This is a genomic window from Pseudoxanthomonas koreensis, from assembly GCF_041890415.1.
In the GTDB taxonomy this organism is placed as follows: domain Bacteria; phylum Pseudomonadota; class Gammaproteobacteria; order Xanthomonadales; family Xanthomonadaceae; genus Pseudoxanthomonas; species Pseudoxanthomonas koreensis_A.
In genome coordinates, this window is record NZ_CP169056.1 from 2,694,899 (window position 1) to 2,706,908 (window position 12,010).

Sequence of the window (12,010 nt, forward strand, 5' to 3'; positions counted from 1 at the left end):
ACGCTCCGTTACAATGCGCGCCCGAACAGCCCGCCCACCGCCGCGCCCGCCGCGGCAAACGCACCTGCGCGCGTTGCGCCACACCCAAGGACAGCCCCCAATGAGCCACCAAGACAACTGGTACATCGAGCGTTTCGAGCCGACCGGGTCGGCGATCGGCTACCGGGTGGAGGCCAAGCTGGACGAGGTGCAGTCGCCGTTCCAGAAGATCGAGGTGTACCGCACCACCGACTGGGGCAACCTGATGCTGATCGACGGCGCGGTGATGCTCACCAGCCGCGACAACTTCCTGTACCACGAGATGATCGCGCACCCGGCGCTGTTCACCCACGCCGCGCCCAAGCGCGTCGTCATCATCGGTGGCGGCGACTGCGGCACCCTGCGCGAGGTGCTCAGGCACCCGGGCGTGGAGAGTGCCACCCAGTGCGACATCGACGAGCAGGTCACGCGCATGGCCGAAAAGCACTTCCCCGAGCTGTGCGAGTCCAACGGCGACGCGCGCGCCGAGCTGCTGTTCGACGACGGCGTGGCCTACATGGCCAACTGCCCGGCCGGCAGCGTGGACGTGGTGATCGTCGATTCCACCGACCCGGTCGGGCCGGCCGAGGGCCTGTTCAACCGCGCCTTCTACGCCAGTTGCTACCGCGCGCTGAAGGACGACGGCATCCTGGTGCAGCAGTCCGAGTCGCCGCTGGCGCAGCTGGACCTGATCAAGGCCATGCGCGCGGAGATGGGCCAGGCCGGCTTCTCCACCTTCAAGACCCTGCCGTTCCCGCAGCCGTGCTACCCCACCGGCTGGTGGAGCGTGACCATGGCGCGCAAGGGCCGGGACTTCGCCTTCCGCGAGGCCGATGCGGAAAACAAGGGCTTTGCCACCGCCTACTACAGCGCGCACCTGCATCGCGGCGTGCTGGTGGCACCGCCGTTCGTGGCCCGGGCACTGGGCGAAACCGCCGGCTAACCTGAACGGTGCACGACCGCCGGCCGGGCCCCGCACTGGCCCGGCGCGCCGTGTTTCATGAAAATTGAACAAGTGTTGCAGCCATGCAACACACCTATGGCGCGCGCGGCGTTTCCCCCGATCCGGTGCCGGGCCTAGGCTTTACATCCCCCATGTCGATCCGGCCACGGCTCCGCCCGGCCGCCGGAGTTGTATTCCCCATGACTTCCCTGACCCTCTCCCTGCCGTGCCGGCTGGCGGCCGTTTCCGCCGACAACGCGCGCCTGCTCAAGCGCGGCGAGCGCCTGCTCGAACCGGATGTCTACCTGACCTGCCTGGACAACGTGCCCACGGTGATGAAGGACTACAGCCGCTACCGCCGCACGCCGCTGGCCCCGCTGGCACGCCTGCTGGTGCGGCGCGAGGCGCGCACCCTGCGCCGGCTGCGCGGCTGGGCGCATGCGCCGATGCTGCTGGGCATCGTCGGCGGCCTGGCGCTGGCGATGGAATTCGTGCCCGGCGAGCCGCTCGGCAGCCAGGCCCGGGTCGATGAGGACACCTTCCGACGCCTGCGCGGCGCGGTGGTCCACCTGCACGCCAACGGCATCACCCACAACGACCTGCACCCGGCCAACATCATGGTCGACGGCGAACGCGTGGTGCTGCTGGATTTCACCGCCTCGCTGCGGTTGCCGCGATGGATGCGCAATGCCCCGCTGCTGCGCGAGCTGCGCCGCGGCGACCTGGCCAACGCGCTCAAGATCGAGCAGCGCCTGACCGGGCGCGCGCCCGGCGGATACACCTCCAGCGTGCTGGCCGACCCGCGCTGGGTGACCGCGGTGCGCGGCGGCTGGAAGCGGCTTTACCGCTACCTCAAGCGCGCCTGAGGCCGGCAGGCGCAGGCCCGACGCGCCGGCGTTACAGCGCGTCGGCGTCCACTTCCCCGGTGCGGATGCGCACCACCCGGCCAAGGTCGTACACGAACACCTTGCCGTCGCCGATCTTGCCGGTGCCGGCCGATTTGACGATCGCCTCCACCACGCCCTCGACCTGGTCGTCGGTGACGGCCACCTCGACCTTGACCTTGGGCAGGAAGTCCACCACGTACTCGGCGCCGCGGTACAGCTCGGTGTGCCCCTTCTGCCGGCCGAAGCCCTTGACCTCGGTGACGGTGATGCCGGCGATGCCCTGGCTGGCCAGCGCTTCGCGCACGTCATCCAGCTTGAACGGCTTGATCACGGCCATGATCATCTTCATCCGGCGGTCTCCAACGATGCGATGGTTGCGGGGATGCACAGGATAGCGCGCCGCGCGCTTGTCAGCCCCCTCCGCCTCCGGTTCAATGCCGGCACGTGATCGGAATTTCCCGACGCGTCCGCGCGGCGCATGCCGATGCCCCCGCCACGCGCCCCGGCGCACGCTGCCGGTACCGCCGGAGGAATACCCATGATCGACCTGGACCACATCGACGACCTTGCCCGGCGCCTGAGCGCACTGGTCCCTCCCGGGCTGCGCGAGTCGGGCGAGGAGCTGCAGGCCGGCTTCCGCAGCGTGCTGCAGGCGGGGCTTGCACGCCTGGACCTGGTAACGCGCGAGGAGTTCGAGGTGCAGCGCGCGGTGCTGTTGCGCACCCGCGAAAAACTCGAAGCGCTGGAGCGCACCGTGGCGCAGCTGGAATCACCCGCCAGCGGCGGCGAGCCGTCCGGCGCCGGCACGCACTGAGCCTGCGGCCGTGAGCCTGGCGCTGGTGCACAGCCGCGCCCGGTCCGGGATCCACGCACCGCCGGTCCAGGTCGAGGTCCATCTTGGCGGCGGCCTGCCCAGCACCCAGATCGTCGGCCTGCCGGCCGCGGCAGTGCGCGAATCGCGCGACCGCGTGCGCGCGGCGATCCTGTGCGCGCAGTTCGAATACCCGCAGCGCCGGATCACCATCAACCTGGCCCCGGCCGACCTGCCCAAGGACGGCGGCCGCTTCGACCTGCCGATCGCCCTGGGGATCCTCGCGGCAAGCGGCCAGATCGACCGCAACACCCTGGCCGATTGCGAGTTCCTCGGCGAGCTGGGATTGACCGGCGAGCTGCGCCCGGTCGACGGGATCCTGCCCGCGGTACTTGCCGCCACGCGTGACGGGCGCCGGCTGGTGGTACCGGCCGGCAGCGGCGCCGAGGCCGCGCTGGCGCCGCAGGCCCAGGCCTATACCGCACGCACCTTGCTGGAAGCCTGCGCCGCGCTGGGCGGCCGCACCGAACTGCCGCGCGCGCAGGCACCGGCCCACGTGACCTCGCTGGCCGCGGCGGACATGGCCGATGTGCGTGGGCAAGCCCAGGCGCGGCGCGTGCTGGAAGTGGCTGCGGCTGGCGGCCATCACCTGCTGATGAGCGGACCGCCCGGTTGCGGCAAGACCCTGCTGGCCTCGCGCCTGCCCGGGCTGCTGCCGGAGGCCAGCGAATCCGAAGCCCTGGAAACCGCGGCGGTGGTCTCCACCAGCGGCCGCGGCCTGGACCCGACGCGCTGGCGCCAGCGCCCCTGGCGCAGCCCGCACCACGGCGCCAGCGCGGTGGCCCTGACCGGTGGCGGCAATCCCCCGCGGCCGGGCGAGATCTCGCTGGCGCACAACGGCGTGCTGTTCCTCGATGAATTGCCCGAATGGAGCCGGGCCGCGCTGGAAGTCCTGCGCGAGCCGCTGGAATCGGGCCGGATCACCGTGTCACGGGCCGCGCGCAGCGCCGAGTTCCCGGCCAGGTTCCAGCTGGTGGCCGCCATGAACCCGTGCCCGTGCGGCTGGGCCGGCGATCCCTCCGGGCGCTGCCGCTGCACCCCGGACATCATCCGCCGCTACTGGAGCCGGCTGTCCGGGCCGTTGCTGGACCGCATCGACCTGCACCTGGCCATGGCCCGGCTGCCGCTGGCACTGCTGCGGCCCGATGCCCCGCCCGGCGAATCCACCCGGAGCATCCGCACGCGGGTCGAGGCGGCACGCACGCGCCAGCTGCAACGCAACGGCCGGCTCAGCGCACACCTGGACCCGGCGGACGTGGCCGCCAGCTGCCGCCTGACCGCGGCCGACCAGGACCTGCTCGAACAGGCCGGCGAACGCCTGCAGCTGAGCGCGCGCAGCCTGCATCGGGTGTTGCGGGTGGCGCGCACCATTGCCGACCTCGACGGCAGCGACGCGATCGCCACGCCGCACCTGGCCGAAGCACTTGGCTACCGCATGCCCGCGCCCACCTGCGCCGTCCCGGCCTGATGCCCGGGCGCGCGGCGGCGCCCGCTCAGCCCGCCGTCACTGCGGTGCCGTCGATCCACGCCACCTGGTTGCCGCCCTGGCGCTTGGCTTCATACAGCGCGGCGTCGGCACGCGCGTACCAGTCGTTCCAGTCGCCGGACAGGTCCACCAGGCACGCGCCGACGCTGACCGCGCACATGGTCGGCACGGCTTGCTGCAGGCGCAGCAGGCTGCGGGTGGTGGCGACCACGAACTCGGCGTAGCGCATCACGTCCTCACGCTGGCGGGCACCGACCAGCAGGCAGAACTCGTCGCCGCCCAGGCGGCACGGGAAGTCGTCGGCACCGGCCACCGAGCGCAGGATGCCGGCGATGTTCTGCAACACGCGGTCGCCCACCAGGTGGCCGTGGTCGTCATTGACCTGCTTGAAGCGGTCGCAGTCCACCAGCAGCAGGCCCATGCTGCCGCCCGGCGCGCGCGCGCGGCGCTCCTGCAGGTGCAGGGTCAGCCCGCGGCGGTTGTACAGGCCGGTCAGCTCGTCGATCCGGATCAGCGCTTCGGTGCGGCTGAGCTGGTGGGCGGTGATGTGCAGGTTGTCCAGCGCCGTTTCCAGGTCCTGGTTGCGGCGCCGCAGCTGGCGGATGAGGTTCTGTTCGTTGAGCACCACCCGGGTGATCGCACGGCGCAGGAACTGCGCCACCAGCACCGGGTCGCGCTCGAGCAGGCGCTGGAAGCCGGACTGGCCCAGTTCCACCACCCGGCCGGTGCTGACCGCCACCGCGTCGGCGCCACGCAGGTGTTCGCCGATCAGCAGGCCCAGCTCACCGAAGAATTCGCGCGGCCCCAGCTGCTTGACCGCCAGGTCGGCACCGGCGTCCAGCTCGACCCGGCCTTCGGCAATCAGGTACATGACCTCGCCCGGGTCGTCGCGACGGAAGATGCGCTCGCCGGCGTGGACCACGCGCTCGCGGCCGACAGCGGCAAACAGGTCGAATTCGCGCACCGACAGGACCTCGGCGGCACCGGCACGATCGCCCTGTTCCAGCTCATCGGCACTGCGTGCGTTCGCGTCGTTCGCCATCCCGCGGCTCTCCCGCCGGCCCCTTCCCGGTGAATACGGCAGCATATCACCGGTCCATACTCGTGATGGGCGTCACAGATTGCGCTCGTCGCCTGCCAGGTACCGGCCGTCCCGATCCCCCGCCGGCGGTCGCCCGGCTCAGCTGGTGTCGCGGTTGCGACCCATCCACGGCCGGTACCAGGCGCGGATGGCCGCCATGTCGGCCGGCAGGTCGCCGCTGGTATGGAACAGCGGCCCGATCCCGATGGTCCTGTCCGGGTAGTGGAAGCAGGCCAGCAGCACCGGCACCTGGGCGCCATGGGCGATCTTCCAGAATCCGGTCTTCCACTCCCGCACCGCGCGGCGGGTGCCCTCCGGGGCCAGGGCGAACCACAGCCGTGGCGAGTGGCGAAACAGCTCCAGCGCCTGCTCCACCACGCCCTGCGGGCGGCTGCGGTCCACCGGGATCACCCCAAGGCGGCGCAGCAGCGGCGACAACGGCCACCAGAACAGCGAGGACTTGCCCAGCAACCGCGCGTCCAGGCCCAGCGCAAGCTTGGCCGCCATGCCCCACACCCCGTCCCAGTTGGACGAGTGCGGCGCCGCGATCAGCACCAGCCGTGGCACGTCCGGCAGGGTGCCGACCACGCGCCAGCCACCCAGGCGCAACACGGTGCGGCCGAGCCAGCGGCTGAAACGGTTGGGCGCCACCTGCGGCATGTTCGGCGGCAGCGCCGGCAGCAGTGGCGCGTCGGCGGCCACGCTCAATCCCAGTCGCGCGTGCCGCGGCCGCGCTTGATCTGGCCCCGCTCCTGCTTGGCCTGCAGGCGGCGCTGTTGCGAGGCGCGGGTGGGACGGGTCCGGATCCGGGTCTTGGGTACGTCCAGGCCGGCGGCGATGAAGGCGACCAGCCGCTCGCGCGCATCCTGGCGGTTGCGCTCCTGGGTGCGGAAGCGCTGGGCGTCGATCACCAGCACGCCGTCGTCGGTGAGACGACGGTCGCGGCGCGCCAGCAGCCGGGTGCGCAACGCGTCGGGCAATGACGGCGAGCCGGCGATGTCGAAACGCAGCTCCACCGCACTGGACACCTTGTTGACGTTCTGCCCGCCGGCGCCGCTGGCACGCACGAAGCGCTCGACGATCTCCGCTTCGGGAATCGCCAGGCCGGGAGCAACGGTCAGGGCGTCAGCGCGCATGCGGCGATTGTACGGGAGCAGTCCGGCCGCCCGGGTGTACGTCAGATGCCCCAGTAGCCCAGCGCGCGGCGGATCTGCAGCGCACGCCAGCGCGCGGCCAGCGGCTTGCGCGCCAGGGTACCCAGCCCGCCAGCCAGCAGTGTGCCGGCCGCCTCGATCACCCGCTCCGACGAGCGTCCGTCGCGCCACGGATGGATGGCGTCGGCATAGGCGGCGATGGCCGCACCCAGCGCCGCGCTCGGCGCAAAGGCCGATTCAAGCATCCGCGGCAGCTGCGCCGGATCGTCGAAGTCGAGCATGTGCGGCTTGGGCGCGCGGTTGCGGAAGGTGACCACCGGCTTGTGCTGGACCACGAACTCGGACACCACCGAGGTGGTGTCGGCCAGCAGCACGTCGGCTGCGCGCTGCGCGGTGACCAGTTGCTCGGGCTCGACGAAGGCCGCATTCGGCCCGGCCAGGGCGCGATACCGGTCGAACAGGTCGGGCGGGCACTTCGGGTGCAGGGTCAGCAACCAGTAGCGTCCACCATGCGCCACCTGCGCGGCGATGGCCTGCAGCAGGTGCGGTGCCGCGCTCAGGCGCTCCGTGAAGGTGGAAGCGAACATCACCACCGGCCGTCCGGCCGCCGGCGCGCGCAGGGCCGCCGCCGCGCCGCCGTCGTCGCGGAACAGCGGATCGAGCTTGGGCCAGCCGGTCTGGACCACGGCAAAGTGGCCCAGCCGGCGCGACAGTTCCTGGAACGGCGCGGTGGTGGCAGGCCCCTGGGTGCAGTACAGGTCGAACAGCCCGCGCACCCGGAAATGGCCGCGGCCATCGGCGCGTTTTTCCACGTTGAACCCGTGGAACAACTGTACCTTGGCCCCCGTCACGAAGGTCGGAACCTCGTTGGACGCACTGAACACCGCCCGTGGCCGCAGCGCCGCAGCGCCGCGCGCGTCCACCGGTTGCACCGGCCCGCGCAGGGCCAGGCCGGCGGCGGCACCGGCCAACAGGGCATGAACGCGCTCGCCGCGCGCGTGCAAGGCATCGGCCAGCGGCTGCAGAATGGGCAACCCGTACCGCTCTGTCGCAAATAAAAGGTGGTCCGCCATCGTCTCGCCCGTGCCCCCGTCATCTGCTGGCCAGCGCCCCGGCCCGGTGCCGCTGTCGGCGTGCATTATCACGTTCAACGAAGCTGACCGCATCGGCGACTGCCTGGCATCGCTGGCGTTCTGCGACGAGATCGTGGTGGTGGACTCGGGCTCCACCGACGCCACCGTGGCAATCGCCACGGCCATGGGTGCGCGGGTGCTGCAGCGGCCATTCGATGGCTTCCGCAGCCAGAAGCAGTTCACGGTGGGGCAGGCCACGCACGACTGGATCCTGAGCCTGGATGCCGACGAGCGGGTCAGTGGCGCACTGCGTGCATCGATCGAGGCGGCGCGTGCGGACGGGTTTGCGGATGCGGCCGGCTACCGCTTCGCGCGGCTGTCGGATTACTTCGGCCGCTTCCTGCGCCATGGCAACGCGTATCCGGACCGGGTGCTGCGGCTGTTCGACCGGCGCCACGGCGGGTGGCGCGGCAAGCGCGAGATCCACGAGTCGGTCACCGTGGACGGCCCGGTGCGGCGCCTGGCCGGCGACCTGATCCACTACCCCTATCGCTCGCTGCAGCACCAGGCCACCAAGACCCTGTGCTATGCGCGGATGATGGCCGAGCACGATTTCGCCCGTGGCCGGCGCGCAAGCTGGCACAAGCTGGTGCTGGCGCCCGCGTGGCGTTTCTGGCGCGGCTACGTGCTGCGTGCCGGATTCCTGGATGGCTGGCGCGGCCTGGTCTACGCCTACATGCGCGCCAGCTATGTGCGCGAGAAGGCCATCATCCTGTGGCTGCTGCAGCACGGCCAACCGGTCGACGACCCGCCGCGCAACGACCCGCCCTAGGACGATGCGCCGCGGTCGGTGGCGATGCCCATTGAGGTAACGGGGGTCGCCGGCAAGACCGGCTCCTACAGGGGCATGCGGATTCCGGGGATTCTGTAGGAGCCCGTCTCGCGGGCGACCGCGGCGCATCAGGTCCGGGCGCTGCGGCGCCGGTCGCCGGCGCTCTCCACGCACGAATGTCCGGTCTCCCGGCTCCTACTGGGGCGGGGCGGCCAGTTCGCGTGCGTCGAGCCAGCCGTCGCCGTTGCCGTCCTGGCGCCGGAAGCGTTCGGCCAGGCGCTGCCGGTACGCGTCACGGGTGATCGGCGATCCCTTGCCACCGGGCTGCTCGTGCGTGGCCAGCACGCCGTCGCCATCGGCATCCATGCGCTCGAAGGCGTAGCTCATCCAGTCCACGTATTCGTCCACCGATACCCGGCCGTCGCCATCGGCGTCCATCCGCGCAAGGTAGTCCGAGGTGCGCTCGACCTGCGCCACCGCTGCGCCGGGAACCAGCAACACGGACAGGGCCAATCCGTACAGGCCGGCGTACCCGGCCCGACCACGCATTCCTATAGCAGCACCACAGCCCATGCCGATTTCGGCATCGGCAGCCGTGCCGATGCCGGTACCGTTGCAGGCGGATTGGCGGCGATGCATGTGCATCAGTGCGCCAGCGCGTAACCCTTCAGGCGCATGGAATATTCCTGCAGCGCGCGGATGCCGCTGGCCTCGGCCTCGTGGCACCAGGCCTGCAACTGGCGCAGGCGCTCGGCCGCATCGTTGCTGCGCGCCTCCAGCAGGGCGGCAAGGCGCGCGCGGTATTCGACCAGGGTGTGGATGCGCGGCCGCTGCGAGACCCAGGCGCGCAACTGCTCGCGCGCATCGGGCTTGAGCCAGCGGCCATCGTCCACCAGGCCGCGGCGCATGCGCCGTGGCAGCAGCTGGCGCAGGCGCGCGCCTGCCGCGGCGGCCTCCTCGCGCAGCGCCGGCACCAGCACGTTGCGCTGGTAGTCGGTCATGGCCAGGAAGCGGTGCGAGAGCAGCGCGCGCAGGGTTTCCAGGTCCGGAGCGGCAACGTTGGGGCGGATGTCCAGGCTCGGCGCCACCCGCAGCACCCTGGCCAGGCCAAGTTTTTCCAGGCCCTTGATCGCCACCCAGCCGATGTCCAGCTCCCAGCGCCGCATCGAGAAGCGCGCCGAGCTGGGGAACGCATGGTGGTTGTTGTGCAGCTCTTCGCCGCCGATCCACAGCGCCCACGGGGTCAGGTTGGTGGAGGTGTCGGCCGATTCGAAATTGCGGTAGCCCCACCAGTGGCCCAGGCCGTTGACCACGCCGGCGGCCCAGAACGGGATCCACGCCATCTGGATCGCCCACATGGCAATGCCGGGCAAACCGAACAGGGCGAAATTGACGAAGAACAGCACGCTCGGGCCAAGGTTGGCGTGGGGCGTGTACAGGCGCCGCTCGATCCAGTCGTCCGGCGCGCCCTTGCCGTACTGCTCGATCGAGGCACGGTCCGCACGTGCCTCGCGGTACAGCTCGACCCCTTCCCAGAACACCTTGCCGATGCCGCGCGTGAGCGGGCTGTGCGGGTCCTCCTCGGTTTCCACCTTGGCGTGGTGCTTGCGATGGATGGCCACCCACTCGCGGGTGATCATCGAGGTGGTCAGCCAGGTCCAGAACCGGAAGAAGTGCGCCACCGCCGGGTGGAAATCGACGCCGCGGTGGGCCTGGCTGCGGTGCAGGTACAAGGTCACCGCGAAGATGGTGAGCTGGGTGCACACCAGCAGGACCAGCAGCAGGCCAGGCCAGCCCAGGCCAGTGGCGCCGGAGGAAAGGAAGGACAGCAGCGCGTCGGACATGGAAAGGCGGCTCACGAAGGCAGAGGCGCCGGCCGGTCGCGGTCGGCGTGGGGACATGATGGGGCCTGATCCGGCAAACTTCACCTGCCGGCCGTGTGAACGTTCATCCGCCGCGCCCCAGGAAACCCACCCGATGCCATCGCCCCACCCCGCCGGCGCGATCGATGCGGCGCCGCCGCTGATCGAACTGGACCGCGCCAGCGCGATCCGCGGCCAGGTCCGCGTCCTTCACGAACTGCGCCTGCGCATCGACCAGGGCCAGCACACCGCACTGCTTGGCCCCAACGGCTGCGGCAAGTCCACCCTGATCAAGCTGATCACCCGCGAGCTGTATCCACTGGCGCGCAGCGAAGGCCCGCCGCCGGTGCGGGTCCTGGGCCAGGCGCGCTGGCAGGTGGACCGGCTGCGTACCCACCTGGGCATCGTCACCGGCGACTTCGGCGCCAACCTGGCAGCCATGCATGAGCTGTCGGTCGAGGACGCGGTCGTCACGGGGCTGTTCGCCAGCTTCGTGGTGCCGCCGTTCCGCGAGGTCAGCGGCGAGCAGCGTGCGCAGGCGCTCGAAGCGCTGGAACGGACCCATGCCCTGCACCTGCGCGGACGCCTGTACGCCGAGCTGTCCACCGGCGAGGCCCGCCGGGTGCTGATCGCCCGCGCGCTGGTCAACCGCCCGCAGGCGCTGCTGCTGGATGAGCCCGGCACCGGCCTGGACCTGGTCGCGCGCGGGCGCCTGCTGGCCACCTTGCGCGCGCTGGCACGGCAGGGGGTCACCCTGGTGCTGGTCACCCATCACATCGAGGAGATCGTGCCGGAGATCGACCGGGTGGTGCTGATGCAGGGCGGCCGGATCCTGGTCGATGGCCCGCGCGCGACGGTGCTTACCGCCGATTACCTGTCGCAGGCATTCGGCGGCCCGCTGCGGGTCTGGCGCGAGCGCGACGCGCATGGCGACGACCACTACCTGGCCGCGGCCGGCTGAGCCATGCCCGAGCTGCCCGAAGTCGAAACCACCCGCCGCGGCCTGGCACCGCACCTGGAAGGGCGCACCGTGACCGGCGTCGTACTGCGCCGCCCGGACCTGCGCTGGCCGATCCCGTCCGAGGTGGCGCGCGATCTGCCCGGGCGCCGGATCACCGCAGTCCGGCGCCGCGCCAAATACCTGTTGCTGGATACCGAGGCCGGCGACAGCGCGCTGCTGCACCTGGGCATGTCCGGCATGTTGCGGGTGCTGCCGCCAGATACGCCGCTGGGGCCGCACGACCATGTCGACCTGGCCCTGGACTCGGGCCGAGTGCTGCGCTTCACGGACCCGCGACGCTTCGGTTGCCTGCTGTGGCAGCCGGCCGCCAGCGAACACCCGCTGCTGCGCGGGCTCGGCCCGGAGCCGTTGTCGGATGCCTTCGACGGGGACTGGCTGTTCGCCCGCAGCCGCGGCCGCAGCGCCCCGGTGAAAACCTTCCTGATGGACCAGCGCATCGTGGTTGGGGTCGGCAACATCTACGCGGCCGAGAGCCTGTTCCGCGCCGGCATCCATCCGCTGCGCGCGGCCGGCAAGGTCTCGCACGCACGCTACCGGCTGCTGGCCACCGCCGCGCGCGATATCCTGGCCCATGCCATCCGCCGTGGCGGGACCACCCTGCGCAATTTTCTCGCTCCCGATGGCGCGCCCGGCTACTTCGAACAGGAACTGTCGGTGTATGGCCGCGGCGGGCAGCCCTGCCCGGCCTGCGCCACGCCCCTGCGCCAGGCGAGCATCGGCCAGCGCACCAGCGTGTGGTGCCCGCGCTGCCAGCGCTGAACGGATGGACATCCCGGATCGGC

General features: G+C 71.3%; 14 protein-coding genes. 7 read left to right on the forward strand and 7 right to left on the reverse strand.

Translation table 11 applies throughout. From position 1 onward, the window contains the following. Positions 1-100: 100 nt before the first annotated feature. Together speE and ACEJ41_RS12300 are read left to right on the forward strand one after the other, a co-directional pair. Positions 101-961, forward strand: a complete 861-nt coding sequence (speE, locus tag ACEJ41_RS12295; RefSeq protein WP_374012550.1) for a polyamine aminopropyltransferase — start codon at positions 101-103, stop codon at positions 959-961. A gap of 200 nt (positions 962-1,161) precedes the next feature. Continuing rightward, the gene (locus tag ACEJ41_RS12300) at positions 1,162-1,827 is read left to right on the forward strand and encodes a phosphotransferase (RefSeq protein ID WP_374012551.1); all 666 of its coding nucleotides are present in this window, start codon (positions 1,162-1,164) and stop codon (positions 1,825-1,827) included. Between the two features lie 31 nt (positions 1,828-1,858). Here the strand turns inward: ACEJ41_RS12300 and ACEJ41_RS12305 are convergent, their stop codons facing one another. After that, complete coding sequence (locus ACEJ41_RS12305; RefSeq protein ID WP_162310641.1) at positions 1,859-2,197, reverse strand: P-II family nitrogen regulator; 339 nt, start codon at positions 2,195-2,197, stop codon at positions 1,859-1,861. A gap of 189 nt (positions 2,198-2,386) precedes the next feature. On the opposite strand from ACEJ41_RS12305, the gene ACEJ41_RS12310 reads away from it, so the two are divergent. Further along, complete coding sequence (locus ACEJ41_RS12310) at positions 2,387-2,662, forward strand: accessory factor UbiK family protein (RefSeq protein ID WP_374012552.1); 276 nt, start codon at positions 2,387-2,389, stop codon at positions 2,660-2,662. 10 nt (positions 2,663-2,672) lie between these two features. Then, positions 2,673-4,187 (forward strand): YifB family Mg chelatase-like AAA ATPase, encoded by a 1,515-nt coding sequence (locus tag ACEJ41_RS12315; protein ID WP_374012553.1) that lies wholly within the window; start codon positions 2,673-2,675, stop codon positions 4,185-4,187. Positions 4,188-4,212: 25 nt separating this feature from the next. Here ACEJ41_RS12315 and ACEJ41_RS12320 read toward each other — a convergent pair whose 3' ends face one another. From ACEJ41_RS12320 to ACEJ41_RS12335, 4 genes are all read right to left on the reverse strand, one after another. Next, positions 4,213-5,247 (reverse strand): diguanylate cyclase domain-containing protein, encoded by a 1,035-nt coding sequence (locus tag ACEJ41_RS12320; RefSeq protein ID WP_374012554.1) that lies wholly within the window; start codon positions 5,245-5,247, stop codon positions 4,213-4,215. Between the two features lie 138 nt (positions 5,248-5,385). Continuing rightward, the gene (locus ACEJ41_RS12325) at positions 5,386-5,946 is read right to left on the reverse strand and encodes a lysophospholipid acyltransferase family protein (protein WP_374014145.1); all 561 of its coding nucleotides are present in this window, start codon (positions 5,944-5,946) and stop codon (positions 5,386-5,388) included. 44 nt (positions 5,947-5,990) lie between these two features. Further along, positions 5,991-6,422, reverse strand: coding sequence for an alternative ribosome rescue aminoacyl-tRNA hydrolase ArfB (arfB, locus tag ACEJ41_RS12330; protein WP_374012555.1), 432 nt, complete (start codon positions 6,420-6,422; stop codon positions 5,991-5,993). Between the two features lie 41 nt (positions 6,423-6,463). Next, positions 6,464-7,513 carry a CDP-glycerol glycerophosphotransferase gene (locus tag ACEJ41_RS12335; RefSeq protein WP_374012556.1) on the reverse strand — a complete coding sequence of 350 codons (1,050 nt, stop codon included), beginning with the start codon at positions 7,511-7,513 and terminating at the stop codon, positions 6,464-6,466. 46 nt (positions 7,514-7,559) lie between these two features. Between ACEJ41_RS12335 and ACEJ41_RS12340 the strand changes: the two genes are divergently transcribed. After that, positions 7,560-8,345 carry a glycosyltransferase family 2 protein gene (locus tag ACEJ41_RS12340; protein ID WP_374014146.1) on the forward strand — a complete coding sequence of 262 codons (786 nt, stop codon included), beginning with the start codon at positions 7,560-7,562 and terminating at the stop codon, positions 8,343-8,345. A gap of 195 nt (positions 8,346-8,540) precedes the next feature. On the opposite strand, the gene ACEJ41_RS12345 is transcribed toward ACEJ41_RS12340, so the two are convergent. After that, positions 8,541-8,894 (reverse strand): hypothetical protein, encoded by a 354-nt coding sequence (locus tag ACEJ41_RS12345; protein ID WP_374012557.1) that lies wholly within the window; start codon positions 8,892-8,894, stop codon positions 8,541-8,543. A 95-nt stretch (positions 8,895-8,989) separates the two neighbouring features. Beyond that, positions 8,990-10,189 (reverse strand): acyl-CoA desaturase, encoded by a 1,200-nt coding sequence (locus ACEJ41_RS12350; protein ID WP_374014147.1) that lies wholly within the window; start codon positions 10,187-10,189, stop codon positions 8,990-8,992. 133 nt (positions 10,190-10,322) lie between these two features. Between ACEJ41_RS12350 and ACEJ41_RS12355 the strand changes: the two genes are divergently transcribed. After that, on the forward strand, positions 10,323-11,168 hold the full coding sequence (locus tag ACEJ41_RS12355; RefSeq protein WP_374012558.1) for an ABC transporter ATP-binding protein: 846 nt from the start codon (positions 10,323-10,325) through the stop codon (positions 11,166-11,168). A 3-nt stretch (positions 11,169-11,171) separates the two neighbouring features. After that, entirely contained in the window at positions 11,172-11,987 is an 816-nt protein-coding gene (mutM, locus tag ACEJ41_RS12360; RefSeq protein ID WP_374012559.1) for a bifunctional DNA-formamidopyrimidine glycosylase/DNA-(apurinic or apyrimidinic site) lyase, read from the forward strand. The last annotated feature ends 23 nt before the right edge of the window (positions 11,988-12,010 follow it).